The organism is Pseudarthrobacter sp. Pseusp20 (assembly GCF_059492155.1).
The window spans coordinates 909,064-934,826 of sequence record NZ_CP168521.1 but is presented as its reverse complement, the minus strand read 5'-3'; the positions used below and the strand labels follow the sequence as shown (position 1 = coordinate 934,826).

Here is a 25,763-nt window from a genome sequence, read left to right as displayed (position 1 = left end):
CGCACCTTTTCGAAAAAGGTGCGGGGCCGCCGTCGTGGCTTCAGCAGTGACTAGTGCTTGGCCATGCGTTCCTTGAGGGAAGCGAGCTCGGCACGCAGGGCATCCGGGAGTGAATCCCCGAACTTGGCGTACCACTCCTCGATGGAGGCCAGCTCGGCGTCCCATTCCCCGCGGTCCACGCGGACAGCGTCCTCCACGTGGGCGTGGGTCAGGTCAAGGCCGGTGAGGTCAAGTGAATGGCCGGCGGGCACGAAGCCGATGGGGGTTTCGACGGCGTCCGCCTTCCCTTCGATCCGCTCGATGGCCCACTTCAGGACGCGGGCGTTGTCGCCGAAGCCGGGCCAGGCAAATCCACCGTCGGCGGTGCGGCGGAACCAGTTCACCAGGAAGATGTGCGGCAGGCGTTCGGGGTTGGCCTTCCCGGAGACGCTGATCCAGTGCTTCAGGTAGTCGCCGGCGTCGTAACCGATGAAGGGCAGCATGGCCATCGGGTCGCGGCGGAGCACGCCGACCTGTCCGGCGGCTGCGGCCGTGGTCTCGGAGGAAAGGGTGGACCCCATGAAGATGCCGTTGGTCCAGCTGCGTGCCTCGGTGACCAGGGGAACGGTGGTCTTGCGGCGGCCGCCGAACAGGATGGCCGAGAGCTCCACGCCTTCCGGGCTGTAGTATTCCTCGGCAAGCATGTCCACCTGCGAGATGGGGGTGCAGAAACGGGAGTTCGGGTGGGCGGCGGGACGGCCCGAATCGGGGGTCCAGGAGTTGCCCTGCCAGTCGGTCAGGTGCGCCGGAACCTCGTCGGTCATGCCCTCCCACCAGACGCCGCCGTCGTCGGTCAATGCCACGTTGGTGAAGATGCTGTGGCCCTTGGCAATGGCGCGCATGGCGTTCGGATTGGTGCCCCAGCCGGTGCCGGGGGCTACGCCGAAGAGGCCGGCCTCCGGGTTGGTGGCGCGCAGCTCGCCTTCCTTGCCGATCCGCATCCAGGTGATGTCGTCGCCAAGGGTTTCGACTTCCCAGCCTTCAATGGTGGGGTCGAGCAGGGCAAGGTTGGTCTTGCCGCAGGCCGAGGGAAAGGCCGCGGACATGTAGTACGACTTCTTCTCCGGCGAGGTGAGCTTGAGGATGAGCATGTGCTCGGCCAGCCAGCCCTCGTCACGCGCCATGACCGAGGCGATGCGCAGGGCGTAGCACTTCTTCCCAAGGAGGGCGTTGCCGCCGTAGCCGGAGCCAAAGGACCAGATGGAGCGCTCTTCGGGGAAGTGGACAATCCATTTGTCCGGGTTGCAGGGCCACGGCACGTCGTCCTGGCCGGGGGCCAGCGGTGCGCCGAGGGAGTGCAGGGCCGGAACGAAGAAGGCGTTGGTGGCCGTGATCCTGTCCAGGACCTCGGTGCCGATGTTCGCCATGATGCGCATGGAAGCGACAACGTAGGCACTGTCGGTGATTTCCACGCCGAACTTGGGGTCCTCTGCGTCGAGGTGGCCCATGACGAACGGGATGACGTACATGGTGCGGCCGCGCATGGAACCGGCGAACAGCCCGCGCAGCTTCTCCTTCATCTCCCGCGGTTCCATCCAGTTATTGGTGAAGCCGGCGTCACGCCGGTTTTCCGAGCAGATGAAGGTCTGTTCCTCGACGCGGGCGACGTCGGCGGGATCGGAGAACGCAGCGAAGGAGTTCGGGAAGAGGTCCTGGTTGAGCCTGGTCAGGGTGCCGGCAGCAACAAGCTCGTCGGTAAGGCGGGTGTTTTCCTCTTCGGACCCGTCAACCCAGTAAATGCGGTCCGGCTGCGTAAGCTCAGCAACCTCTTCGACCCATGCCAGCAGGCCGGCATGTGTGGTGGGTGCTTTCTCAAGCAGCGGCTTCTGCGCCAGATCGCCCATTGCAGTTCCCTTCCTCGGGTTCATCGGTGTGAGCTAAATGCTATGGTCCGGACCAGTGGAGTTTTTGGGGAGCTTGACTGACATCTCCGGTCCCCAAAAGTGAATTCCGCGGAAAATCAAGGAATTATTCCCGCAAAAACACCGATTAAGTGACAAAGGTCACCTATACCGGTCTAGTTGCGGAGATTACAGTCGGTTCGATTTGGCACTACGGGCCCTGCTCGCGTAAAGTAATTCGAGGTTCGGGGAGAGCGGTTCTTCTCCCGGGACACGGAATGCGCCCATAGCTCAGCTGGATAGAGCGTCTGTCTACGGAACAGAAGGTCAGGGGTTCGAATCCCTTTGGGCGCACCAACAAGGTCCGCACCGGCTCGCCGGTGCGGACCTTTTTTGTGCAGCCGGGCCCGTGATCCCCGGCTAGGCTTTGCACATGATGCCCGACGCCGCTGAGCGCGAATTTGATGTTGTTGTTATCGGCGCAGGCGCCGTGGGGGAAAACGTGGCCGGCCGCGTTGTGGAGGGCGGGCTCACCGCCGTGCTCGTGGAAGCGGAACTGGTGGGCGGCGAATGCTCCTACTGGGCCTGCATGCCATCGAAGGCACTCCTGCGGCCCGGCACCGCGCTGCACGGAGCACAGACGACGCCGGGCGCCAAGGAAGCAGTCACCCGTACCCTCGATGCCGCGGCCGTCCTGGAACGCCGAAACTATTTCACCTCCAACTGGCAGGACGACAGCCAGGTCTCATGGGTGGAGGACACCGGCATCGACCTGGTGCGCGGCCATGCATGGCTGACCGCCCCCAGGGCGGTGGAGGTGGCAGGCCTGGACGGTACCCGCCACCTGCTGCGGGCGCGGCATGCCGTAGTACTCGCCACCGGCTCCACCCCCAACACCCCGCCCATCGACGGTCTGCAGGATGTACAGGTCTGGGGAACCCGTGAAGCCACATCGGCGGCCGAGGTTCCGGAGCGCCTGGCAGTATTGGGCGGCGGCGTGGCCGGCGCCGAACTGGCCCAGGCCTTCGCCCGCCTGGGCTCCAGCGTGACCCTGGTGGCGCGCAGCGGGCTGCTGGGCAACTTTCCGGAGGAGGCCGCGGCACTGGTTGCGGCAGGACTGCGCGCGGACGGCGTCGAACTACGCTTGAACACCGCCACCAAGCGCATCAGCGAGAACGGCGACGGCACCCTCACCGTCAGCCTGGGCGACGGAACCGACGTCACGGCCGAGAAGGTCCTGGTCTCAACGGGCCGGCATCCGGCCCTCGAAGGCCTGGGCCTGGAGAGCGTCGGGTTCGAGCCGGACGGCTCCGGGCACCTTTCGCTCACCACGGACACCTCCGGCCTGGTCCAGGGAACCCCCGGTGACGAACCCTGGCTGTACGCGGTGGGAGACGCCGCCGGCCATAACCTTTTCACCCACCAGGGCAAGTACGAGGCGCGGGCCACCGCTGACGCCATTGCCGCACGGGCCAGGGGCGAGCTCAAGGGCACGCCCGGCGAGTGGACCCGCTTCGCCCAGACGGCCAACCAGCACGCCGTGCCCAGCGTCGTCTTCACGGACCCCGAGCTGGCCAGCGTGGGACGCACCCTGCAGGCGGCCAGGAAGGACGGGTACAACGCATCCTCGGTGGAGCTGCCCATCCAGGTGGCCGGATCGTCGCTCCATTCGGAGAACTACGAAGGCTGGGCCCAACTGGTGGTTGATGAAGACCGACGGGTCCTCCTTGGCGCAACGTTCGCCGGCCCGGACGTGGCGGAACTGCTGCACGCGGCCACGATCGCCGTGGTGGGCGAGGTGCCGCTGGACCGCCTCTGGCATGCCGTCCCCTCCTACCCCACTATCAGCGAGGTGTGGCTGCGGCTGCTGGAGAAGTACGGCCTGTGACCCTTATTTGAACTGACCAGTCAGTTCGGTTAGCCTTGATGCAGACCATTCCTGCGAAAGGCAAGCCTTGCTCTCAGCACTCCAGCTCCATGCCAAAGGACGCCGGGACCCGCTGCTTCCGCCAACCTCGCTGGCCGTGGGCCGCGGCGAACTGCTGCTCGTTACCGGTGACCGCCAGGACCAGCGCACCGCCTTGTCCCTCCTGCTCAGCGGGAGGATGAAGGCTTCGGGCGGCCAGGTCGGCTGGGACAACAGTTCCCGGACCAAGCAGCTCCGCCTGGCAGCGGCCCTGGTGGACTCCCCCGGCGTCAATGAACCTGAAGAACACCTCAGCGTCCGCGACCTGGTGACCGAGGACCTGGCCCTGATACCCCGGCGCTACCGTGGGGCATTGCTCAGCGGCCCGTGGCTCAAGGTCAACCGGTTCGAGGACATCGCGGGCCTCTGGACGGAACAGCTTGAACCCCGCCGGCGGCTCGAACTCCTCACGGCGCTGGCCCTGGCCAACCCCCGCACGGACCTGCTGGTGGTGGATTCCCCGGACCGCCACAGTGCAGATGAGCTCACCTGGCTGCCGCGCCTGCAGCAGCTGGCGTACGACGGCGGGCGGCCGCTTGCCGTCGTTGCGGCCGTCAGCGCCGTCCCCGGCTCATGGGACGGGCCCGTCGCCGCCATCGGCAACGCCGCCCCGGAGCCGGCCCCTGCCGCGGAAGCCGGGCCGGACCCGGAAAACCAGGAAACCCCACTCGAAACAGAGGTTGCCAAGTGACTGTCCTGCGGCTGGCCCGCTCCGAACTCAAGCGCATGACCGGCGGCCTGCTCCCCAAGCTGACCATTCTGGCGCTGACCATGGTCCCCCTCCTCTACGGCGCGGTGTACCTCTACGCGAACTGGGATCCGTACGGCCACCTCAACAACCTGGACGCAGCCCTGGTGGTGGAGGATGCGGGCGCAACCACGGCGGACGGCAGCCGGCTTGAGGCCGGAACAAAAGTGGCGGACAGCCTGGTGGAAGGCAATGTCTTCCACTGGGTGCCGGTGGCCAGCTCCACGGAGGCCGACGCGGGTGTGAGCAGCGGGCAGTACGCCTTCGCACTGAAGATCCCCAAGGACTTTTCGGCCAACCTGGTATCGCCCGGCAGCTTCGACTCGGCCAGCCAGGCCATGTTGAACGTGACCACGAACGACGCCAACAACTACCTCCTGAGCACGATCGTGGACAAGCTGACCACTGCCGTGCACTCCAGTGTCGCCAAGGAGGTGGGTGAGGAGACCGCCAACCAGCTGCTCACCGGGTTCGGCACCATCCACTCCAAGATGGTCCAGGCCGCGGACGGTGCCACCCGGCTGGCAGACGGCGTGGCCACGCTCAGGGACGGAACGGTCACCCTCCACGAGGGGACCTCGGCCCTGAGCAGCGGGGCGGACCAGTTGTACGCCGGCCAGCTGAAGCTGCGGGACGGCGCCAACCAGCTGACCGACGGCGCGGGGCAGCTCAGCAGCGGACTGTCAGTCCTGAAGGACAAGACGGCCACCCTGCCAACCGATACCCAGACCCTCGCGTCCGGCGCCGCCCAGGTGGCTGCCGGGAACGCCCAGTTGAACGCCAAGGTCCAGGATGTGGCGGCGCAGCTGGAGGCAGCGGACCAGGGACTGCGCTCCCGGGTGGTGGAGTCCAACAGCAGGCTCGTCGCCTCGGGCGTCCTGACGCAGGAGCAGGCGGACAAGGTGCTGGCGGATTTCGACGCCGCCGCGGCATCCAGCCCCGTGGCAGCGGCCAAAAGCAGGATCCAGACGGATGCGGCCCAGGTCCAGCAGCTGGCCAGCGGTTCCGAGGCGGTCAGTGTCGGCGCAGCCCAGCTGGCAGCCGGGATGCCGGCCCTCAGGGACGCGATCGCGCAGGCCTCGGCAGGGGCTGACCAGCTGCACACGGGCGCTGCCGCGCTGGCAGCCGGTGAGCAGTCCGCCGTCGACGGTGCCGCCGGCCTTGCGGACGGAGCACGGAAGGTGGATGCGGGGGCGGCGCAGGTGTCCGACGGAGCGGCCCAGGCCGCGACGGGGTCCGGTACTCTCGCCGACGAGATCGGGAAGGGCGCCGGCCAGGTCCCCAACCCGGACGATGCCCAGAAGAGCAACCTGTCCCAGGTCATGGCCGATCCTGTGGCGGTCAGCAACGTCTCGCAGGCCAAGGCCGGATCGTACGGTGCGGGGCTGGCGCCGTTCTTCCTCACGCTCGCCCTGTGGATCGGGATCTTCATGCTGGTCCAGGCCATGCGCCCCATCACCCAGCGGGCACTGGCCTCCAACGCGCCGTCGTGGAAGGTCGCGTTGGGCGGCTGGCTTCCCTTCCTGCTGGTCTCGGTGGTGCAGGCGTCGCTGCTGACCCTGGTGGTGGACGTAGCCCTGGGCCTGGACCCGGCGCACCCGGTCCTGATGTGGCTGTTCATGCTCGCCGCTGCCATGGCGTTCAGCGCGCTCATCCAGGGTGTGGTGGCGCTGCTGGGTTCGCCGGGCAAGCTGGTGGTGCTCATCCTGCTGGTCCTGCAGCTGGTGTCATCCGGCGGCACGTTCCCGTGGCAGACCACCCCGCAGCCGCTGCACGTGGTGCATCAGGTCCTGCCCATGGGTTACGTGGTGACCGGGATGCGGCACCTGATTTACGGCGGTGACCTGTCCATGATTGCCCCCACGCTGGCGGGCCTGCTGGGCTACACCCTGCTGGGGGCGGCCATGTCCACCCTCGCAGTACGCAAGAACAAATACTGGACGCTCAAGACACTGAAACCGGAGATCGCGGTATGAGCACCGAACCCACGGCCGCGGGCAAAGGGCTCCGGCCCGCCCGCACCAACGCCACCCGCCAGAAACTGTTCGATGCCTCCATGGAGCTGATCGGCGAGCGCGGCGCGGCCAGTGTCACGGTGGATGAGATCGCAGCGGCGGCCGGGGTCTCCAAGGGCACCGTCTACTACAACTTCGGCAGCAAATCGGAGCTGATCGCGCAGCTTCTGCGGCACGGTGTGGACATCCTCAAGGCGCAGCTGCTCGAGGCCGCGGACAGCGAAGGCACCGGCCGGGACCCCTTGCTGGCCATGGAAGCGATGATCGGCCAGGCCATGGATTTCATGGCCGAGTACCCTTCCTTCGCCCGCCTGTGGGTCAGCGAGAACTGGCGGATCCCCAGCGAATGGCAGGGCACCTTCTCGGTCCTGCGCCGCGAGCTCCTGGAGGTCATTGGCCAGGCCGTGGAGAGGGTGGCCAAGACCTATCCCGTGGACGAATCGGTGTCCCGGGGCAGCCTGGAGACGGCCATCTTTGGGGCCTGCTTCGTAGTGGGCCTGGACCGGCAGACCTACAACCCCGAGCGCACCCGTGACCAAAGTGTTGCAGCAATCATGGCCATCATGCGCGGCTACGTCCTCAAGGAGCCGGCTCCTCGGGGATGATGGAGCACATGCGCCATACGGGGAAGAGCGGAAAGTTCGCGGTCATCTGCGGCGTCGTCGCTGCGGGGCTGCTGGTACTCACGGCGATGACACTGGCCGAACCGGTCTTCCTGGCTTTCCTGGGCGTCCTGGGGCTGGCCTACCTCGGCGCGCTTGCCGAGATCCTGGTCAGGCGGCGGCGGTTTGCCCTGCTGGCCGCGGGCGCCGGGACCGCCCTGGCACTCGGCTTCTCCCTGGCGTTCGTCAGCACGTGGGAGCTGGCGTTCAGCGGCCAGTCCTCATTCCTGGGCACCCCACTCCCCACGGACGACCCCGACAACTACTTCGTGGGTGCCGCCTGCGCCCTTGCCGGAACCTTCGGGATCCTCTTCCTGGGTGCCTTATGGCCGGGAAGGGGCCAGGCAATGCCGGCCCGCAGGCCTTCCTCCGCCAGGCGCGGAAGTCCCCAGGCAACGCGCCCCTCCGCGCGCTCCGGCAACCAGGCCTCCGCCCCTCAGCGGGCCTCCGTCACCCGTAGACCGTCCGGCGGCTCTTCGACCGCAGCCAGGCGCCCGTCGTCGTCCGCCTCCCCCTCAGCCAGGCCGGCACCCAGGTCCGGGAGCGGCTCCGCTTCCCGGCGCTGACGCCGTCTGCCCGCACCGGTGAGCACCGCCGTCGCCACCCCGCCCAGGAGGAGCAGCCCGCCCGCCAGCTCCGTTGGCGACGGCACCTCCCCGAGCACCAGCCATGCAGCACTCATGCCCACCACGGGGACCAGCAAGGTGAACGGAACAACAGCCGACGACGGGTGGCTGGCCAGGAGCCGGTTCCAGATTCCGTAGCCCACCAATGAGGCGAAAACAGCGGTGTAGAGGGCGCTGAGCATGGTTGGCCCCTGGAGATTGGACAGCGAGTCCCACACGGCGCCCGGCCCGTCAACCACCAGCGACAACGCCCCCAGCGGCAGTGGCACCACAGCTCCGGACCAGACAACCAGCCCCAGGCCGGAGGCAGCCCTGGCCTTCCGGGCAATGACGTTTCCGGCTGCCCAGGACAGTGCCGCCGCCAGGACGATGACCAGCGGCAGGAGCGGTGCCACGGCGCTTCGTCCCACGGCCACCAGGGCGAGTCCTGCTACCCCCAGCCCGACACCCGCCAGCTGGCGTGCGCTGGGCCGCTCATGCAGGAACCCGGCGGCGAGCAGGACGGTCAGGAGCACCTGTGCCTGAAGCACCAGCGAGGCAAGACCGGCCGGCATGCCAAGCGCCATGGCAAGGTACAGAAGGCCAAACTGGCCGGCGCTCATGAAAAGTCCGACGCCGATAATGGCCTTCCAGCCCACGTCCGGCTTCCTGACGAAGAAGATCCAGGGGACAACCACCAGGACGAAACGCAGCGCGACGAACAGCAACGGGGGAAAATTCCGGCCGCCTGCGTGGAGCCCGATGTCGATGGCCACGAAATTCAGGCCCCACAGCAGGGCTACAAGGACGGCAAGGAGGGATTCGCGCAGGCTCACGCTCCCACTCTGGCAGAGGTATCAATGAAGCACCAGCGCGTAATTCAGCACTGAATCGTGTACGTTTTCTTCATGATCGACATCGGGTCGCTGCGCGCCCTTGCGGCAATCGAGCAGCATGGGACGGTTATTGCGGCGGCGGAAGCCATGGGATTCAGCCCGTCCGCCGTGTCCCAGCAGGTGAAGAAGTTGGAGAAAGAGGGCGGCTTCGCCGTCCTGGAACGCCGCGGCCGCGGGGTTCTGCTCACCGAGCGGGGGCTGGCCCTGGCGGCTTATGGGCGGCGCATCCTGGCAGAGCTGGAGGAGTTGGAGTCCACGCTGCTGGCAGACCCGGCGAAGCCCAGCGGCAGCCTCCGCATCGTTTCCTTTTCCACTGCCTGCCGCGGACTGGTGGGGCCTTTGCTGGCCCAGGTTGGGCAGTCGGGGGTGGCGCTCGACATTTCCGTCCTGGCGGAGGACCCGCGCGAGGCCGTGGCCAGGGTAGCCAACGGCGAAGCCGACCTGGGCCTGGTGCACAACTGGAACTCCGTGCCGCTGGTGATCCCTGAGCACCTGGCGCTGGAGTGGCTGTGCGAGGACGTGGCCGATGTCCTGGTCCACCGCGGGCATCCACTCGCGCTTAGGGCGGAAGTTGACCCTGCCCAGCTTGTCGACGAGCGCTGGATCAGTACGCCGGCCGGCGCGATCTGCAATGAAGCGCTCCTGCGGATCTTCGCCGACCTGGGCCGGGTTCCGGACATCAGGGTTTACGATCCGGATTTTGCCACGCACATCGCTTTCGTGGAGCAGGGCGTGGCGGTTGCCCTGGTGCCCCGGCTGGGACGCCCGGCGCTGCCTCCGGACGTCGTCGCAATTCCAGTGGTCAATCCGGTCCAGGCGCGGCAGGTGGGGCTGGTCCATCGCAGGACCATGACGGCCAGTCCGGGCATCAGGCACGTCGCGGCGCTGCTGCGCGGCATCGCGGCGGATGGGCCAGGAGCCGGTGAGGCTGGGAGCCAGTGAGCCCGGTAGCTGGTGAGGCTGGGACTAGTGGGCCCGGGGCACCTTGAAGCGGGTGATCCGGGCATCCTGCCCATCGAGTTCCGCCCACGTTTTCTCCGTCTCCAGGACCGTAAGCGCATTGGTGGGAAAGCGGGTGGCGGCGTCCATGTAGGCGTCGTGGTCGGAGTCGCGTGAGGCGAGGTGCATGGCCAGGTCCTGCACGCCGGGCAGGTGCGCGATCACCATCAGGGTGGTCACGGTGTCCGGCACGTGGTTGACCACGGTGAGCATCCGGAGGGCCGAGGCCGCATACAGGCCGTCTTCCAGCTTGGGCGTCGGCGCTTTGTCGCCGAGTTCGGAGCAGACCCAGGTGCAGGTCTGCCGCGTGCGCAGCGCGCTGGAGCACAGGATGAAGTCCGGGACGATGTTGTGCTTGAGCAGCCAGCGGCCGGCCAGCGGCGCCTCCCGGTGCCCGCGCTCCTCGAGCGGCCGCTCATGGTCGGCCACCCCGCCGGGCCAGTCGGCCTTGGCGTGGCGCATGATCACAAGGCGTCGGACATGGTGCGAACTCATGGCCCAAGCCTAGCCCCAGCAAAAGCAGAGGGCGCCCGCAAATACAGGCCTCAGCAACAGAGAACCGCACCAAAGCATGCCCACAGTGACACAAGGACCCCCAGAGGGCGGGCGCCTCCCGTACAGAGGAACTAGATCGAGTACTCCGGAGCGGCCCAGACAACAACTTCCGGGTGCTCGTAGAACCGGTAGCCCTGGCCGCGGACGGTGCGGACGGTGTTGGCGAGGCGGCCCAGTTTGGAGCGGAGGCGGCGGATGTGGACGTCGATGGTGCGCTCGTTGGGAACCTCTTCGGCGTTGCGCCAGAGACCTTCGAGCAGTTCGTCACGGCCCACGGTGCGGGTTCCGTTTTCGACGAGGTAGTTGAGGAGTTCGAACTCCTTGAACGTCAGGTTCAGGGATTCGCCGTCGAGGTGGACTTCGCGGCGGGCGAGGTCGATGAGCACGCCGGAGGGGCGGGGTTCCTGCGGCTGGGCAGGGCGCGGGGTTTCCGAGCGCTGGCGGGAGTTCACGGTGGGGTCGCCGAAGGTGGAACGGACGACGTCGAGAGCGGAACCGGGGGTGCCGGCCGGGGCTACTGCGACGGCGGCGTAGCTTTCGGCGCCGGAGACCAGCGACTGGGCGTATGCGCGGATTTCCTGCGCGAGCTTGGCGATGGAGGTTCCGGCTGCTGCCGCGGTCTCCTCGTCGATGCCCATGTAGAGGACGAATCCGCGGGCGACGTTCTCGTTGGCGACAGGGCGGACCTGGTTGGCGCCGGCCACGACGGGGGTGGGAGCGGTCACCGGCGCGGAGTCTGCGGGATGTACGGCGCGGAGCTGCCCGTATGAGTTGGGGTTGTATCCCTGCGGGGCGAAACCCTGGCCGGGGAAGCTGCTTCCGGGAGTGGAGGGAGCGAGTGCCGGGCGCGGGCCGAAACCGGGACGAAGGCCGGAGGGCTGGCCTGCCTTGGCGGCGTTACGGACTGAGATGTGGACGTATCCGGATGCAACTGACATGAAATGCTTACCTCAATGTGAAATGGCCGTTTTCGCGGCTCGAATGCTGGCTTCCCCGTCACAGGAACCGGGGATGGGCGCCCGACGCTGGGCTTGGGGGCGAATGCCTAAGAACTTCGTTGGGTGGGAAGGTCAGGCGTGCATTCGACAACAGCGCATGTCGGCAGCAGCGGATGTGCTGGGCCAATATTCTGCGGCTGCAGGTGCTGTTGAGTTCTTGTTCACATTGGAAGTGTGCAGCGTAACAATGCCAACTTGCAAGTAACAATGGACCAAATCGTCCGCATTGTGAGACGAAACGCAGAATTGTGCGGTAGATCACTATTTCGGAAGAGGGATTTATTTTTGATGCTTATCCGATGAAGGGCCTTCTATCTAGCCGTTTTGAGAACATTATTCGCTCGAATCAGATTTGACCGAATCTCTCTGAAATTCAACCGTTTGACATAGAATCGGCTGGACAGGCCCCTCTCCTGTCCAGCCGACATTCCCTCTCTTCCCGAATTTTTTTGCCGCGGGACCGTCGGGTGCCCGGCCCCACATGGTTTGCCCCGTTCGTCTTTGCGTGTCAGTTACTGCTTGCTCCGGAGCCCGGAGTGGTTGCCATGCCGGATGTTGCCAGCTGGATGGTCTGGGCGGTGTAGGTGTCCGAATCCTTCACGGCCGTCACCCGGACGCCCGCTCCCGTGGTCACGTTGGACATGCTGAGCGTGCTGCTGGTGGATGCACTGCCCCGCTGCCGCATTCCCTGCGTGACCTGCACGCCGGAACCGACCGCATAGGTGCGGGAGAAGCCGTCCCCGCTCTTGACGGTCAGGGAGGTCGCGGAAACCTCCGTGACCGTGCCTGTCTGGCCCGCCATGGTCACGTAGTTCGAATCCTGGAGGACCACGTATTCGGAGTGGACGGCAGCGTTCAGGCCGGCCGCTCCCATCCCCAGGCCACTGGGGCCGCCGTCCATGCCCATTCCGCCGTCCATGCCCATTCCGCCGTCCATGCCCATTCCGCCGTCCATGCCGCTTTGGCCGCCGGGGCCCATCATGCCGCCCTGTCCGGTCATGCCGCTTTGTCCTCCCGGGCCCAACTGGCCCGCGGCACCTGTGCCCTGGCCGTTGTTCGCGGACGCCGCAGTGGCACCGTTTCCGGCAGCGTAGGCGCCGGCACCGGCCGCGGCGCCCACAACCACCGCCACGCCGCCTACCAACAGGCCCTTCTTCGCGGTCCAGTTTCCTTTCCCGGAACGGGAAGACGTGCCGGAGGCGTACGGCTGCGGCACGCCCCACCCACCGCCGGCGTTTGGCGCCTGGCCAGGTGCCGCCGTCGTTCCCCAGCCTGCGGAAGGCGCAGCGGAAGCGGATGAACCCCAACCCTGCACAGGCTGCCCCTGGGGTGATCGGGCCGGCTCCCCGCGGCCGCTGGTACTGCCTGTGGGGACACCCCATCCTGTGGCTGCCCCATCGCGGTCGGTGCCGTCGGCTGCCCCGCCCCAGACTGGAGCCGGCTGGGGCGCGTGTCCTGATGCGCCGGGTTGCCCCGATGCCCCGGGGACGGCGCGGTCATCTTGCTGATCCATGGCTTTCTCCAAGAAGTTGAAACTGATGGTGGTGATGCTGTTGTTCCAACAGGGTCTGCCGCCATGCTGTGCGGCGGCTGTGCGGCAGGCCAAGCCTGCCTGTGACCTTCGGGGCCGCATTCCCAGGGCAGAGCTTGCGTTGGGTTCAGGTGGCTAGGCTGGACCTCACAGCTGGAGCACAGCAACGGCAAAGCGTCGGCAAACCGACAGATCGGAGAGTTGTCCCATGGCATCCCCGCACTCCATGACCAACAACCTTCCCCAGCTCACCCACCCGGACGGGTCGCCGATCCGTGCCCTGGTGGTGGATGACGAGCCGAGCCTGTCCGAGCTCATGAGCATGGGCCTGCGCATGGCGGGCTGGTCTGTGGCCGTGGCAGCGGACGGTCCCACTGCCGTCAAGCTCGCCAAGGACTTCCACCCGGATGTCCTGGTGCTGGACGTCATGCTGCCGGGGTTCGACGGCGTGGAGCTGCTGGGCAGGATCCGCGCCTTTGCGCCGGAGGTGCCTGCGCTCTTCCTGACGGCCAAAGACGACGTCCAGGACCGCATTGTGGGACTGGCCGCCGGCGGGGACGACTACGTCACCAAGCCCTTCAGCATGGAGGAAGTCCTGCTGCGCCTGCACCGGCTGGTGCAGCGTTCCGGCGTGGCCGCCATGGACACTGCCGAACTGGTGGTCGGCGACCTGGTGCTCAATGTGGACACCCGTGAAGTCACCCGTGCCGGGGAAGGGATCCAGCTGACGGCAACACAGTTCGAGCTCCTCCGGTACCTGATGGAAAACCCCAAGCGCGTGGTCAGCAAGGCCCAGATCCTGGACCACGTCTGGGATTACGACTTCGGCGGCCAGGCGAACATCGTGGAACTGTACATTTCCTACCTGCGCAAGAAGATCGAAGCCAACCATCCGCCGATGATCCACACCGTGCGCGGAGCAGGCTACGTCATCAAGCCCGCAGACTAGCCAAAGGAAACGCGTGTCTCTTTCCGGTGTCCCCCGGCCCACCGGCCGGTCCTGGTTCAACCCGTCCACCTGGCACCTCCGCACCCGCCTGATCCTGCTCTCCATGGCGCTCCTGGTGGCCATCTCCAGCGCCATCGGCGTGGTCAGCTACGCCTCCATGGATGTGGTCCTGACCAACCAGCTGGACTCGCAGCTGATGCTGGCCTCCCGCGGACGGCCGCCGGAGGGCAACCCGTCCGGCCGACCGGACCCCCTCGATGCCCGGGGCCAGAGTGTGGGGACGCTCAACGCACGGGTGGTGGGCGGCCAGGTCAGCCGGGAGGCGGGCTTCCTGTCTTCCGATGCCACCCGCACGGCGCTGACTTCCGCCGATGTGGCCACCCTGCAGGCGTTGCCCCGCAATGGCCTTCCCGTGGACCGCAAGCTGTCCAACGGCGATTACCGGCTGATGGCCACGGCCACCCCTTACGGCGACGTGGTGATCACCGGCCTGCCGCTGGCAACGAAACAAAGCACCGAGGCCTCGCTGGTGCTCACGATGGTGCTGGTGTCACTGGGCGGCCTGGTCGTGATCGGGCTTGCGGGCACTGCCTTGATCCGCCGGACCATGCGTCCGCTGGAACAGCTGTCCGACGTCGCCACCAAGGTCTCCAAACTGCCCCTCGACGCCGGCGAGGTGGCGCTTGCCGTGCGCGTACCGCCCTCCGCAGCGCATCCCACCACCGAGGTGGGCAGCGTGGGCCATGCCCTGAACCTGATGCTGGACAACGTCTCCAGCGCCCTGGAAGCCCGGCAGCGCAGCGAGATGAAGGTGCGCCAGTTCGTTGCGGACGCTTCCCATGAGCTCAGGACGCCCCTGACCGCCATCCGCGGGTACACCGAGCTGATGCGCATGACCGAGACCTTTACCGAGGACGGCCGGAAGTCACTGGGCCGCGTCCAAAGCCAGTCCGAGCGCATGACCGCGCTGGTGGAGGACCTGCTCCTGCTGGCCAGGCTTGATGAGGGCAAGGCAACCGAAACCACCGATGTGGACCTTACCCAGCTGGTGGTGGAAACCGTCAGCGATGAAAAGGTCATGGCCCCGGACCACACGTGGCAGCTGACGCTGCCCGACGAGCCCGTCACGGTCCGCGGGGATGCCACCCAGCTGCACCAGGTGCTGGCCAACCTGCTGTCCAACGCCCGGAAGCACACACCGGCCGGCACCACCGTAACCACCGGGTTGATGCGCTCGGCCGATGGGAGCGTGGTGGTGACGGTTACCGACGACGGGCCCGGCATCCCCGCCGAATTCCAGGGCAACATCTTTTCGCGCTTCACCCGGGCCGACGCCGCCCGCTCAGGCTCAGAAGGCTCGTCGGGCCTGGGCCTGTCCATCGTCGAATCCATCGTCATGGCCCACGGAGGCACGGTGGAACTGGTGTCCCGGCCAGGCAGGACCGAGTTTGCGGTCCGCCTTCCCGTGCCCGGACCCGCCGCCGCCTGACCGCCACACACGCACAGGGCGGTGGCCACTGAAGGCCAAGCCCGCGCCAATTGCACAGCGCCAGTTGCACAGCGCCGGTTGCACAGCGCCAGTTACACAGGCACATCACAGGTTGCGCCTAAAGCCCTCAAATCCTGCGGCGCCACTCTTGATCCATGACGCTCACCGACTCCACTTCAGGAACCCTGCCGGACGCCGCGGTGGCCCCGGCGGGCCTTCCTCCCCGCGGACATGCCGTACGGCGCGCACCCGTGGACACCCGCGCCACCGTTCCGGTCCTTGACGTGACCATTCCCGTTTTCAATGAGGAACGTGACCTTGAGGAATGCCTCCGCCGGCTCCACGGGCACCTGCTGGATACCTTTCCGCACAGCTTCCGGATCACCGTGGCGGACAACGCCAGCACGGATGGAACCCTGAAGATCGCCGAGCGGCTGGCCCGGGAGTTCCCTGAGCTCGTGGCGGTCCACCTGGATGAGAAGGGCCGCGGCAACGCCCTGCGCAAAGTGTGGCTGGCCTCCCCGTCACCGGTGCTGGCCTACATGGACGTGGACCTTTCCACCGACCTCGCCGCCCTGCCGCCGCTGCTGGCGCCCCTGATTTCCGGGCATTCGGACCTCGCCATCGGAACCCGGCTGACCCGCAACTCCCGCGTCGTCCGCGGGCCCAAGCGGGAGTTCATCTCACGCAGCTACAACATGATGCTGCACTCGTTCATGGGCGCGCGGTTCAGCGACGCGCAGTGCGGGTTCAAAGCCATCCGCGCCGACGTCGCCCAGCAGATCCTGCCCTACACCGTGGACAACTCCTGGTTCTTCGACACCGAGCTTTTGGTCCTCGCCGAACGCTGCGGCCTGCGTGTCCATGAGGTCCCCGTTGACTGGATCGACGATCCCGATTCCAGCGTGGACGTGGTACGCACAGCACTGGCCGACGTGAGGGGAATGGCCCGCCTCACCCGCGACCTGGTCTACGGCCGCATCCCGGTCCCGGAGCTGCGCGCAGCCCTGGCACGGGGTCCGATCCCGGCATCCTCGCGGTCCGGTGAGCAGACACGCGCCAGCAGCCTTTTCGGCCAGCTGGTCCGGTTCGCCGCGATTGGCGCCGCCTCAACCCTGGCGTACCTGCTGATCTTCGTGTTCTGCCGGGGATTCATGGACCCGCAGTTGGCCAACTTCCTTGCACTGCTGATCACCGCCGTGGCCAACACTGGCGCCAACAGGCGCTTCACGTTCGGCATCCAGGGCGGCAACCCGGTCCGGCACCACTTCGAAGGGCTGATCGTGTTCGGCATCGGCCTGCTGCTCACCTCCGGAGCACTCGCCTTTGTACACCGGACGACGACGCCTGACCGGTGGGTGGAAGTCCTCACCGTTGTGGCGGCGAACCTGGCAGCCACGGCGGTCCGGTTCCTGCTGTTCCGGCTCTGGGTGTTCCGCGGCAACCACGGCAACCGGACCACGAAAGACGCCCCCACTTCGACAGAATCGGCAGCATCATGACCTCCACCATTTCGCCGGCGGACGCCGGCTCACCCGCCGGCCGGCAGCCGTCGCCATCCGGCCACGCTGTCTCCTCCCCCGGGGCGGCCGATACCGCACCCCGCTGGACCCGCTACGCCTTCGGTGCGCAGCCCCGCTGGGTGAGGCCTTCCGCCGTGGGGCTCCTGGCAGCCACGGCGGTCCTGTATCTGTGGAACCTGGCAGCAACCGGCTACGGAAACTCCTTCTATGCAGCCGCCATCCAGGCCGGCACCAAGGACTGGACGGCGTTCCTTTTCGGCTCGCTGGACGCAGGGAACGCCATCACGGTGGACAAGCCGCCGGCAGCACTCTGGATCCCCGCCCTCGCAGGGCGCATCTTCGGTTTTTCACCACTGAGCATGCTGGTGCCGGAAGCACTCATGGGGGTGGCCGCCGTCGGGTTCCTCTACTTGGCCGTCAAACGCGTCTCGGGACCTGCCGCAGGCCTGCTGGCCGGCGGGGCCCTGGCGCTGACGCCGGTGGCTGCGCTCATGTTCAAGTTCAACAACCCGGACGCCATGCTCACCCTGTGCCTGGTGCTTGCTGCCTACTTCACCACCCGCGCCATTGAGAGGGCGGGTTGGAAGTGGCTGGTGGCCGCCGGTGCCGTGATTGGCCTGGCCTTCCTCACCAAGATGCTGCAGGGCTTCCTGATCGTTCCCGCTCTGGGACTGGCCTACCTGTGGGCCGCACCCACGCCGGTGGGGCGCCGGCTGGTGCACCTGCTTGGCGCGCTGGGCGGAATCGTCGTGGTTGCCGGCAGCTACATCGCCCTGTTCCAGCTGACACCGGCCTCCGTGCGGCCGTACATGGCAGGGTCCAGCACCAACAGCTTCCTTGAACTGACGTTCGGCTACAACGGGCTGGCCCGTCTCACCGGTTCCGGCGAGGGCATGCCCGGCGGGGCCGGGGATGCTGCTGCCGGCGGTCCCGGAGGCGGCTTCGGCGGCGGCAACGCCGGATTCGGCGGGGCGGCCGGGCTGCTGCGGATGTTCGGCACCAGCTTTGGCGGTGAGGTCTCGTGGCTTCTGCCCGCCGCCCTGGTCCTGCTGGTGGCAGGCCTCTGGTTCACCCGACGGGAAGTACGCACTTCCCCGGGGCGGGCAGCACTGATCCTGTGGGGCGGCTGGCTCCTAGTCACGGCTGGGGTCTTCAGCTTCATGAGCGGCATTGTCCACCCCTACTACTCCGTGGCACTGGCGCCGGCGATCGCAGCGCTGGTGGGCATCGGCGCAGTGGAGCTCTGGCGTGGCCGCAGCTACTGGCCGGCCCGGATCGTCCTCGCCGTGACCGTCCTCGGCACCTCTGTGTGGTCGGCAGTCCTGCTGGGCCGCGACACGTCGTGGCTCCCCTGGCTGCGGGTCGCCATCATCGTGCTCGGCGTCCTCGCCGCCGCCGCAATCCTCCTCCGCCTCGACGCACTGGGCACCTCGAAACTGGGCGCCTCCGGACGGTTCCGCCGGGCCGGTGCGGCCGCCGTCGTCGTCGTATCCCTCCTGGCCGGCGGTCTTGGGACAGCGGGGTGGACCCTCGCCACCGCTGCTTCCGCCCACTCCGGTTCCATTCCGACGTCGGGCCCGGCGGGTTCGTCCGCGGGTGGCTTCGGCAACCGTGCCGCTGGATTCGGCGGCGCACGGGCTGACGGCAGGGAGGCCGCCACTGACGCTGCCAACGGCGCGGGTGGACTCGATCCCTTCGGCGGCATCGACGGCGCAGCCGGCCCCGGAGGTGCCGGGGGTGCCGGGGGCGCCGGCGGCCCGGGCGAAGGATCCGCAGATGCGGCGGTGGCGGCACTCCTGAAGGCCACCACCACGAAGTGGTCCGCGATCGTCTCCGGCGCCAGCCAGGCAGCCAGCCTGGAACTCGCCACGAACACCAACGTCATTGCCCTGGGCGGTTGGAACGGCGGGGACCCCTACCCCACGCTCGCCCAGTTCCAGGACATGGTGGCCAAGGGCGAGATCGGCTACTTCATCCAAGGCGGTGGCATGGGAGGCGGCGGCATGGGTGGCCGCGGCAATTCAGAGGTGGCCGCCTGGGTCCAGGCCAACTTCCAGGCCCAGACCGTAGGCAACTCCACCGTGTACCAACTCACCAAGTAGGACTCAATGGCCAGCCATTACCCAGCGTCCGTCCACACTGCGTCGGTCCACACCGGACACCCTGCCGGCGCTCCTGCCGCCGCGCATCATCCTGTCCCGGCCCGCTTCCGGCCGGACCCGCGGGCGCTCCGGCGGCGGCTGGAACTGGCAGCGGTGCTGGCCGGGACCGCCGTGCTGTACTTGTGGAACCTTGGAGCATCCGGCTGGGCCAACGCGTTCTATTCCGCCGCGGCCCAGGCCGGATCGCAGGACTGGGCGGCCTGGTTTTTCGGCTCCTCCGACGCCGCCAACGCCATCACGGTGGACAAGCCGCCGGCGTCGTTGTGGGTCATGGGGTTGTCCGTCCGGATCTTCGGCCTCAGTTCCTGGAGCATCCTGGTCCCCCAGGCGCTGATGGGCGTCGGCACCGCCTGGCTGCTCTACCTGGCCGTACGGCGGGCCGCGGCGCCTGCCACGGCCGATCCACGGCTGGCGCACCGCGCAGGACTGATCGCCGCGGCCGTCCTGGCCCTCACCCCCGTTGCCACGCTGATGTTCCGCTTCAACAACCCGGACGCCCTGCTGGTGCTGCTCATGACGGCAGCCGCCTACGCGGTCCTCCGTGCAGTCCAGGAGGACCGGTTGCGCTGGCTCCTGCTGGCCGGAGTGTTCCTGGGCTTCGGCTTCCTGGCCAAGCAGCTGCAGGTCCTGCTGGTGGTTCCGGGATTCGCCATCGCCTACGCGCTGGCAGGCCCGCACAGGCTCCCGCGGCGCCTGCTCCGGCTGGCCGCGGCGGGAGCGGCCATGGTGGCCTCTGCCGGGTGGTGGCTCCTGGCGGTGGAGCTGACGCCGGCCGGCCTGCGTCCCTACATCGGCGGATCGCAAAACAACTCCATCCTGGAGCTCACGCTGGGTTACAACGGGCTGGGCCGGCTGACGGGCGACGAGACCGGCAGTGTGGGCGGCGGCAACGGCTGGGGAGATCCCGGGCTGCTCCGGATGTTCAACAGCGAGTTCGGCGGCCAGATCGCGTGGCTGCTGCCGTCCGCCCTGATCCTTGCGGCGGGCCTGCTGTGGTTGGGCCGGCGGGCACCGCGGACGGATGCGGTCCGCACCGCCGTCATCATCTGGGGCTTGTGGGTGCTGGTGACGGGCCTGGTCTTCAGCTTCATGGCGGGCATCATCCACCCTTACTACGCCGTGGCGCTGGCGCCGGGGATCGCCGGGCTTGCGGGGCTGGGCACGGTCCTCCTGTGGCAGCACCGGCAGCAGCCACCCGCCGCACTCCTGCTGGCCGCAGCGGTGGCCGCGGCCGCCCTGATGGCCTTCCAGCTGCTTGGCACCACGTCCGCCTACGGCGCGGGGCTGCGTTGGCTGGTCCTTTCCGGAGGCTTGGCGGCCGCAGCGGGCGTGGCGTTCGGCAGGTTCCTGCGCTGGCGTGCCGTGCAGCGGACGACGGCGGCGCTCGCCATTGCGGCGTCGCTCACCGGGCCGCTGGCGTACTCCCTTTCCACGGCGTCGACAACGCACAGCGGGGCGATAGTCAGTGCCGGGCCGTCGTCGGGCTTCGGCCCTGGCGGGACGGGCCCTGGCCGGACCGGCCTTGGCGGGACCGGGACAGGCAGCACCAGGCAGCCAGCAACCCAGGGAAACACGGCCCGCCAGCAGGGCGCGCCCGGAGGAACACTTCCCGGCGGAACCGCTGCTGCAAGTGGTCGCGGAGGCGGAGCCTTGGGAGGCCTCTTGGGCGCCCCAACGCCGTCCGCGGAACTCGTGGCAGCACTCAGGAATGGCGCCTCAGGCTACACCTGGGCAGCGGCAGTGGTGGGTTCGAACAACGCTGCCGGTTACCAGTTGGCAACGGAACTGCCGGTCATGGCGGTGGGTGGGTTCAACGGCACAGATCCCGCCCCTACCTTGGCGGAGTTCCAGGATCTGGTGTCCCAGGGAAAGATCCACTACTTCATCACAGGCGGAACCATCCGGGCCAGTACCGGTTCGGACGCTGCCGCCCAGATCGCCCAGTGGGTGGCGAACAACTTCACGGCGCAGAGCATTGGCGGCACCACCGTCTACCTGTTGGCTGGGTAACGGGAACTGTAACGGTCGGCGCGCTGCGCTCATGAAATGGGGCGGCCATACCCCAATGGGACCGAGGTTACGAACGGGGAATCCGGCAAATCAACGCGCTGAGGATCGTGACTTCCGTTACCTAAATGTGACTTTCGCGTGCACTTCCTGTAGCGTCGATTGGGTGCGGCCCCCGTTCGGGCCCGCATATCCCGGGTCGACGCCAAGCTCTGCCGCTTCCCCGGATTCCGATTGAGCTACGGCAGAGGCGGGGGACCCACCGTCCCGGGCATTGAATGCCCTTGGGGTTAAGCCAGTACGTGATCTTTCCGTACGGCCGGATGCCCTCATCCGAACCCGACAGCTAACTCCGCAGGTGTGAGAGGCGATCAATCATGTCCAAAAACACGGCAGAAGCACGCCTGCTGCAGGCCAAGGCTAAACACAGGGCCGCGCAGCAGGCCAAGAAGACCACCCTGGGCCAGCGCGCCGCCGTCCTTGCAGCATCGTGCGCGGTGCTGGTGGGGGTAGGCGCGGCAGGACAGGCCACCAGCAGCATGACTCCGGTGTCATCCACCGCGTCCAACCCTTCCACGTCAGCGTCCGACGCTCAAATGAGCATCGAGAAGAGCGAGATCCGCTCCAACCCGGCAGCAAGCCCCGCGCCCGCTGCCATCAGCGTGGCACCGCAGGCAGCGGAACCGGCCCCCGCAGCGGCACCGGCAGCACCCGCAGCGCCTGCCCCGGCCCCGGCGCCTGAGCCCGCCCCCGCACCTGAGCCGGCTCGCGCCGTCGCGGTTAACGATCCTGCAGGCGCCCAAGCGTACGCCGCCAGCCAGCTGGGGGCGTTTGGCTGGGGACCGGACCAGATGCAGTGCCTGCAGACGCTGTGGACCAAGGAGTCCGACTGGACCACCACGGCCACCAATTCCAGCAGCGGGGCATACGGCATCGTCCAGTCCCTGCCCGCTGAGAAGATGGCAAGCGCCGGCGCGGACTACCTCACCAACTACCGCACGCAGATCAATTGGGGCCTGGACTACATCAAGAAGAGCTACCAGTCGCCCTGTGGTGCCCTGAACTTCCACCTGGCCCACAACTGGTACTAGGCACTCCTCCCCCCGGCGGCAGCGATGCCGGGGGAACTGCACCAAAGCGGCGGGCCGCATCATCATGATGCGGCCCGCCGCTTTGGTTAACCAGCGCCCGGTCCGGCGTCCTGTCCGGTGTTCCCGCCAGCGCCCTGCCCGGCGTTCCGCCACGGGATGTACTGGACAGCCCACTTGTTTCCGTCCGGATCGGCGAAGTACACGAAGTGGCCCCAGTCCTGGACGTCCACATCGCTGACATCCACGCCGTTGCTCTTGAGCTGGTCATGCGCCGCATTGATGTCGTCGACCACCATCTGCAGGTTGGAGCCCGTGCCGGGCGGGGCGTCGACGAGTCCTTCGCCGATGCAGATGGAGCAGGCCGAGCCCGGCGGCGTCAACTGCACAAAGCGGATGGAGTCCGACGGCCGCTCGTCGTAGTCGGCGTTAAAGCCCACTTTGTTGACGTAGAAGTCCTTGGCACGGTCAACGTCGGATACGGGGACAAAGACAAGCTCGAGTTTCCAGTCCATCTGCACAGGCTAGCGGCGGGACACCCGTTGGGAAAGAGCCCGTTCAAACAGGGCCGAAGTGCTACCCGGCGATGCCGTAGAGGCGGTCGCCGGCGTCGCCCAGCCCGGGGACAATGTAGGACTTCTCGTTGAGCTTCTCGTCGATGGAGGCCAGGACGATGTGCACGTTGGCCCCTGACAGTTCCTCCTCCAGCCGCGCCAGGCCCTCGGGGGCGGCCAGCAGGCAGATGCAGGTGACGTCGGAAGCGCCGCGCTTGAACAGGAACTTGATGGCTTCGCGCAGGGTTCCGCCCGTGGCCAGCATGGGGTCCAGGACGAAAACCTGGCGGCCGGTGAGGTCCTCCGGCAGGCGCTCCGCGTAGGTGATGATGTCCATTGTCTCCTCGTCCCGGGCCATGCCCAGGAAACCCACTTCAGCGGTGGGAACCAGCTTGGTCATGCCTTCCAGCATTCCCAGGCCGGCGCGCAGGATGGGAACCACCAGCGGGGTGGGCTTGGTGAAGGCGGTGCCGACGGTGGTGCTGACGGGCGTCTCGATGGTGACGGGCTCGGTGCGGACCTCCCGAGTGGCTTCGTAGGCCAGCAGGGTCACCAGCTCTTCCGTCAGCTGGCGGAAGACCGGCGACGGCGTGTTCTTGTCCCTCAGGACAGTGAGCTTGTGGGCGACCAGGGGGTGGTCAACAACGAGAGTGCGCATCCCCCAAAACTATCACTCGGCGCTGCCCTTCCCGCGTCCGGAGTGTTCGCCGTCGTGCAGTTCCTCGGCCACCACGTCCCGGACGATGGGACGGTCGAACGACGGCGCTGCCCCTGCGTGCTCGCGCCTTCGGACCAGGTGGAACAGCCGGTGGGCCAGGATAACGATTGCCACCCAGGCCAGGCCCAGGATCCAGCCGGCCATAACGTCCGTGAGCCAGTGGTGGCCCAGGAAGACCCGGCTCAGGCCCATGGCGATGATGAAGATCGAGCCGGCGGTGATGGCGGTAACCCGGACCCGCATGGTGTGGAACTGAAGGCAGATGAGGTAGATCACCAGACTGATCACCACGGTGGTGTTCAGGGTGTGCCCGCTGGGGAAGGATGGCGAATCCTCGTAAGGGGGGACGGCGTCCGCATGGTCGGGCCGGGTACGGCCCACCAGCTTCTTGCCGAACGTGGTGGCGGTGACGGACGCTGCCGCTGCACCGCCGATCAGGACCAGCGGACGCCAGTTCCGGCTCAGGAAGGTCAACCACGCGGTGAGGATGCTGGCCAGGATGGGCATCCCGATGCCGCCGCCGATGTTGGTGAAACCGGTGACAAAGGAGTCAAGGCCGGGGCTGCGGAGGCCTTCGGCAAAGGCAAGGGCAGGCTTGTCCAGGTTGGCCAGGCCAGCGGAGTCCACCACATCGTCGTAGACCTCTGCCCCAAGCAGCGCCAGGGACACGATGACCACACCGCCCACAAGGATGGTGAGGATCAACGCCGCATAGGGTTTGAACCAAATACCCAATCGGTCCCGAAGAGTGTCCATGGTGCCTCCCGGCATCGGCAAGTAACCTGACTAACCCCGAAACTATCATTGAGCCATGCCCTTGCCCGAAAAGAAACACGAGGCCTGGATGGGCCTTGCCCTGGCGGAGGCCCGCCGTGCGCTCGACACGGAGGACGTGCCCATCGGCGCCGTAGTGATAGGGCCCGACGGCGACGTTCTGGGTTCGGGACGCAACCAGCGGGAGGAGCTGGGCGACCCCACAGCCCACGCCGAGGTGGTGGCCATCAGGGAGGCGGCCGGACGGCTGCAGGAACGGGCACGGCTCGGCGGCGGCCAGGGCGACGGGTGGCGCTTGTCCGACTGCACGCTGGTGGTCACCCTGGAACCCTGCGCCATGTGTGCGGGCGCAATCGTCCTGGCGAGGATTCCCCGGGTTGTGTTCGGGGCCTGGGATGAGAAGGCCGGCGCTGCGGGATCGGTATTCGATATCCTCCGCGAGCGCCGGCTGAACCACTGGGTTGAGGTGTATCCCGGGGTCCGCGGGGAAGAGTGCGCTTTACTGCTGCGCGAATTTTTCGCCGCCCACCGGAGCAGCCTCTAGCCCTGCCGCTCCCCGTGTCCGCCGGGTCCCTCCAGGAGGGCCAGCACGTCCTGCGCTGGTTCGCTCCATCCCGGCAGCCTGGTCCGCGCATCGAGCGCAGCTGAACGCCATTTTTCCTGGGTCTTTCCATCCACCAGCCAACCCCGCAGTGCATTGGCCAGGCGGCCGGGACTCTCCTGTCCGCCGTCTGGAAGGGTAAGCACTGCCCCCGGAAGGCGGGGTTCGCCGTCGGCCGTTCCCAGCCCGCCCATGCCAAGCGCCTCCACCGCCCCGGTCCCGGCACGGACCAGAACAGGAATGCCGTGGGCCAGGGATTCGGTGACGGCCATACCGAAAGCCTCCAGCCGCGACACCAGCAGGGTCAGGTCCGTCCGCGCCCATTCGGCCTCCAGGGCTTCGCCAATGAGCTCGCCGGTGAGCTGCACCCGCCGCTGGAGCCCGTGGGCAGTAATGGCAGCCCGGACCTCCCGTGCGTAGTCCGGGTCCGCCTGCTCGGAGCCCACGAACGACGCAGTCCACTCAAGGTCCTGGATCCGGGCCAGGGCATGCACGGACAGCAGCTGGTCCTTGTTGGGCAGCAGCGCGGCGATAACCGCCACGTGCGGCGGCCTGGATCCCTGGGCCAGGGGTGCGGGGTTGACGCCGGGAAGGACAACGGTGACCCGGGAAAGCCCCCTTTCCAGGAGGAGGGATGCAGACGACGTGCTGGTGCAGATCACGCCGGTTGCCGCACGGAGGGCTCTCGCTTCGCGTTCCAGGGCCGCAGCCCCGGAGCTTTCCTCAACGGGCATATGCACCAGGACCCACGTTTCCCCGCCCGCCTTCGCGGCGTATTCGAGTTCATCCGGGGCACCTACCGCCACCAGGCCGTCCACGATGGCCACCGCGTCCCCGTGGTGTGCCTCAGGTTCCCATGCTCCGAGGAGGGTGCCCAGCCGGCGTCGTTCCTTGGCGCCGGCGTCCGGCCAGTTGCCCTCCACGGCAACCACCTCCACCTCCGCGCCCCGTACCTGCAGGCCCGCAACCAGGCGCGCGTTGTAGACGTTGCCGCCTGAGCTGTGGCGGATATTGCCGGGAACCAGCAGCCGGATGGGACGCAT

General features: G+C 67.5%; 21 protein-coding genes, 1 tRNA gene and 1 riboswitch. Of the genes, 13 read left to right on the top strand and 9 right to left on the bottom strand.

The window, feature by feature from the left end; translation table 11 throughout:
• Nucleotides 1-50: 50 nt before the first annotated feature.
• Nucleotides 51-1,883, bottom strand: a complete 1,833-nt coding sequence (locus ACEN9K_RS04520) for a phosphoenolpyruvate carboxykinase (GTP) (RefSeq protein ID WP_018771225.1) — start codon at nt 1,881-1,883, stop codon at nt 51-53.
• Nucleotides 1,884-2,160: 277 nt separating this feature from the next.
• Here ACEN9K_RS04520 and ACEN9K_RS04515 point away from each other — a divergent pair.
• The 5 genes from ACEN9K_RS04515 to ACEN9K_RS04495 all read left to right on the top strand — a co-directional run bounded on the left by ACEN9K_RS04515 (nt 2,161) and on the right by ACEN9K_RS04495 (nt 7,214).
• Nucleotides 2,161-2,237 (top strand) — tRNA-Arg (locus ACEN9K_RS04515).
• Nucleotides 2,238-2,313: 76 nt separating this feature from the next.
• Nucleotides 2,314-3,768, top strand: a complete 1,455-nt coding sequence (locus ACEN9K_RS04510; protein WP_056389281.1) for a dihydrolipoyl dehydrogenase family protein — start codon at nt 2,314-2,316, stop codon at nt 3,766-3,768.
• 67 nt (nt 3,769-3,835) lie between these two features.
• A complete protein-coding gene (locus ACEN9K_RS04505) occupies nt 3,836-4,537 on the top strand; it encodes a hypothetical protein (protein WP_018771227.1) in 702 nt (233 codons plus the stop codon).
• Entirely contained in the window at nt 4,534-6,570 is a 2,037-nt protein-coding gene (locus tag ACEN9K_RS04500) for a YhgE/Pip domain-containing protein (RefSeq protein ID WP_144600273.1), read from the top strand. Before ACEN9K_RS04505 ends, ACEN9K_RS04500 begins: the two co-directional genes overlap by 4 nt.
• Entirely contained in the window at nt 6,567-7,214 is a 648-nt protein-coding gene (locus tag ACEN9K_RS04495; protein WP_223993839.1) for a TetR/AcrR family transcriptional regulator, read from the top strand. The genes ACEN9K_RS04500 and ACEN9K_RS04495 overlap by 4 nt, the downstream gene beginning before the upstream one ends.
• A 493-nt stretch (nt 7,215-7,707) precedes the next feature.
• Here the strand turns inward: ACEN9K_RS04495 and ACEN9K_RS04490 are convergent, their stop codons facing one another.
• On the bottom strand, nt 7,708-8,712 hold the full coding sequence (locus ACEN9K_RS04490; protein WP_144600272.1) for an EamA family transporter: 1,005 nt from the start codon (nt 8,710-8,712) through the stop codon (nt 7,708-7,710).
• 72 nt (nt 8,713-8,784) lie between these two features.
• On the opposite strand from ACEN9K_RS04490, the gene ACEN9K_RS04485 reads away from it, so the two are divergent.
• Nucleotides 8,785-9,714: a LysR family transcriptional regulator gene (locus tag ACEN9K_RS04485; protein WP_223995109.1), complete on the top strand. Its 930-nt coding sequence runs from the start codon at nt 8,785-8,787 to the stop codon at nt 9,712-9,714.
• A gap of 24 nt (nt 9,715-9,738) precedes the next feature.
• On the opposite strand, the gene ACEN9K_RS04480 is transcribed toward ACEN9K_RS04485, so the two are convergent.
• The 3 genes from ACEN9K_RS04480 to ACEN9K_RS04470 all read right to left on the bottom strand — a co-directional run bounded on the left by ACEN9K_RS04480 (nt 9,739) and on the right by ACEN9K_RS04470 (nt 12,837).
• Nucleotides 9,739-10,266 carry a SixA phosphatase family protein gene (locus ACEN9K_RS04480; protein WP_026266065.1) on the bottom strand — a complete coding sequence of 176 codons (528 nt, stop codon included), beginning with the start codon at nt 10,264-10,266 and terminating at the stop codon, nt 9,739-9,741.
• A gap of 131 nt (nt 10,267-10,397) precedes the next feature.
• A complete protein-coding gene (locus ACEN9K_RS04475) occupies nt 10,398-11,264 on the bottom strand; it encodes a winged helix-turn-helix domain-containing protein (protein WP_018771233.1) in 867 nt (288 codons plus the stop codon).
• Nucleotides 11,265-11,832: 568 nt separating this feature from the next.
• Entirely contained in the window at nt 11,833-12,837 is a 1,005-nt protein-coding gene (locus ACEN9K_RS04470; protein WP_495635244.1) for a hypothetical protein, read from the bottom strand.
• Nucleotides 12,838-13,063: 226 nt separating this feature from the next.
• On the opposite strand from ACEN9K_RS04470, the gene ACEN9K_RS04465 reads away from it, so the two are divergent.
• From ACEN9K_RS04465 to ACEN9K_RS04440, 6 genes are all read left to right on the top strand, one after another.
• Nucleotides 13,064-13,804, top strand: a complete 741-nt coding sequence (locus ACEN9K_RS04465) for a response regulator transcription factor (RefSeq protein WP_018771234.1) — start codon at nt 13,064-13,066, stop codon at nt 13,802-13,804.
• Nucleotides 13,805-13,817: 13 nt separating this feature from the next.
• Entirely contained in the window at nt 13,818-15,293 is a 1,476-nt protein-coding gene (locus ACEN9K_RS04460) for a sensor histidine kinase (RefSeq protein ID WP_018771235.1), read from the top strand.
• A gap of 155 nt (nt 15,294-15,448) precedes the next feature.
• Nucleotides 15,449-16,795, top strand: a complete 1,347-nt coding sequence (locus ACEN9K_RS04455; protein WP_495635243.1) for a bifunctional glycosyltransferase family 2/GtrA family protein — start codon at nt 15,449-15,451, stop codon at nt 16,793-16,795.
• Nucleotides 16,792-18,918 (top strand): ArnT family glycosyltransferase, encoded by a 2,127-nt coding sequence (locus ACEN9K_RS04450; protein WP_495635242.1) that lies wholly within the window; start codon nt 16,792-16,794, stop codon nt 18,916-18,918. The genes ACEN9K_RS04455 and ACEN9K_RS04450 overlap by 4 nt, the downstream gene beginning before the upstream one ends.
• A 6-nt stretch (nt 18,919-18,924) precedes the next feature.
• Entirely contained in the window at nt 18,925-20,988 is a 2,064-nt protein-coding gene (locus tag ACEN9K_RS04445) for an ArnT family glycosyltransferase (protein WP_495635241.1), read from the top strand.
• 208 nt (nt 20,989-21,196) lie between these two features.
• A riboswitch (cyclic di-AMP (ydaO/yuaA leader) is annotated at nt 21,197-21,357 on the top strand.
• Between the two features lie 5 nt (nt 21,358-21,362).
• The gene (locus tag ACEN9K_RS04440) at nt 21,363-22,076 is read left to right on the top strand and encodes an aggregation-promoting factor C-terminal-like domain-containing protein (RefSeq protein WP_018771239.1); all 714 of its coding nucleotides are present in this window, start codon (nt 21,363-21,365) and stop codon (nt 22,074-22,076) included.
• A gap of 86 nt (nt 22,077-22,162) precedes the next feature.
• Here ACEN9K_RS04440 and ACEN9K_RS04435 read toward each other — a convergent pair whose 3' ends face one another.
• The 3 genes from ACEN9K_RS04435 to ACEN9K_RS04425 form a co-directional block, all read right to left on the bottom strand.
• The gene (locus ACEN9K_RS04435; RefSeq protein WP_056389305.1) at nt 22,163-22,588 is read right to left on the bottom strand and encodes a VOC family protein; all 426 of its coding nucleotides are present in this window, start codon (nt 22,586-22,588) and stop codon (nt 22,163-22,165) included.
• 61 nt (nt 22,589-22,649) lie between these two features.
• A complete protein-coding gene (upp, locus tag ACEN9K_RS04430; protein WP_495635240.1) occupies nt 22,650-23,285 on the bottom strand; it encodes a uracil phosphoribosyltransferase in 636 nt (211 codons plus the stop codon).
• A 12-nt stretch (nt 23,286-23,297) separates the two neighbouring features.
• The gene (locus ACEN9K_RS04425) at nt 23,298-24,101 is read right to left on the bottom strand and encodes a phosphatase PAP2 family protein (RefSeq protein WP_043425400.1); all 804 of its coding nucleotides are present in this window, start codon (nt 24,099-24,101) and stop codon (nt 23,298-23,300) included.
• 55 nt (nt 24,102-24,156) lie between these two features.
• Between ACEN9K_RS04425 and tadA the strand changes: the two genes are divergently transcribed.
• Complete coding sequence (gene tadA, locus ACEN9K_RS04420; protein WP_144600265.1) at nt 24,157-24,663, top strand: tRNA adenosine(34) deaminase TadA; 507 nt, start codon at nt 24,157-24,159, stop codon at nt 24,661-24,663.
• Here tadA and ACEN9K_RS04415 read toward each other — a convergent pair.
• Nucleotides 24,660-25,763 carry a glycosyltransferase family 4 protein gene (locus ACEN9K_RS04415; protein WP_495635239.1) on the bottom strand — a complete coding sequence of 368 codons (1,104 nt, stop codon included), beginning with the start codon at nt 25,761-25,763 and terminating at the stop codon, nt 24,660-24,662. The two genes, tadA and ACEN9K_RS04415, sit on opposite strands and share 4 nt — an antisense overlap.

Excerpts from the sequence above, each read along its gene's own strand:
- ACEN9K_RS04520 (WP_018771225.1), bottom strand. The coding sequence starts at position 1,883 with ATGGGCGATCTGGCGCAGAAGCCGCTGCTTGAGAAAGCACCCACCACA.
- ACEN9K_RS04510 (WP_056389281.1), top strand. The coding sequence starts at position 2,314 with ATGATGCCCGACGCCGCTGAGCGCGAATTTGATGTTGTTGTTATCGGC.
- ACEN9K_RS04495 (WP_223993839.1), top strand. The coding sequence starts at position 6,567 with ATGAGCACCGAACCCACGGCCGCGGGCAAAGGGCTCCGGCCCGCCCGC.
- ACEN9K_RS04485 (WP_223995109.1), top strand. The coding sequence starts at position 8,785 with ATGATCGACATCGGGTCGCTGCGCGCCCTTGCGGCAATCGAGCAGCAT.
- ACEN9K_RS04480 (WP_026266065.1), bottom strand. The coding sequence starts at position 10,266 with ATGAGTTCGCACCATGTCCGACGCCTTGTGATCATGCGCCACGCCAAG.
- ACEN9K_RS04475 (WP_018771233.1), bottom strand. The coding sequence starts at position 11,264 with ATGTCAGTTGCATCCGGATACGTCCACATCTCAGTCCGTAACGCCGCC.
- ACEN9K_RS04470 (WP_495635244.1), bottom strand. The coding sequence starts at position 12,837 with ATGGATCAGCAAGATGACCGCGCCGTCCCCGGGGCATCGGGGCAACCC.
- ACEN9K_RS04465 (WP_018771234.1), top strand. The coding sequence starts at position 13,064 with ATGGCATCCCCGCACTCCATGACCAACAACCTTCCCCAGCTCACCCAC.
- ACEN9K_RS04455 (WP_495635243.1), top strand. The coding sequence starts at position 15,449 with ATGACGCTCACCGACTCCACTTCAGGAACCCTGCCGGACGCCGCGGTG.
- ACEN9K_RS04450 (WP_495635242.1), top strand. The coding sequence starts at position 16,792 with ATGACCTCCACCATTTCGCCGGCGGACGCCGGCTCACCCGCCGGCCGG.
- ACEN9K_RS04445 (WP_495635241.1), top strand. The coding sequence starts at position 18,925 with ATGGCCAGCCATTACCCAGCGTCCGTCCACACTGCGTCGGTCCACACC.
- ACEN9K_RS04440 (WP_018771239.1), top strand. The coding sequence starts at position 21,363 with ATGTCCAAAAACACGGCAGAAGCACGCCTGCTGCAGGCCAAGGCTAAA.
- ACEN9K_RS04435 (WP_056389305.1), bottom strand. The coding sequence starts at position 22,588 with ATGGACTGGAAACTCGAGCTTGTCTTTGTCCCCGTATCCGACGTTGAC.
- upp (WP_495635240.1), bottom strand. The coding sequence starts at position 23,285 with ATGCGCACTCTCGTTGTTGACCACCCCCTGGTCGCCCACAAGCTCACT.
- ACEN9K_RS04425 (WP_043425400.1), bottom strand. The coding sequence starts at position 24,101 with ATGGACACTCTTCGGGACCGATTGGGTATTTGGTTCAAACCCTATGCG.
- tadA (WP_144600265.1), top strand. The coding sequence starts at position 24,157 with ATGCCCTTGCCCGAAAAGAAACACGAGGCCTGGATGGGCCTTGCCCTG.
- ACEN9K_RS04415 (WP_495635239.1), bottom strand. The coding sequence starts at position 25,763 with ATGCGTCCCATCCGGCTGCTGGTTCCCGGCAATATCCGCCACAGCTCA.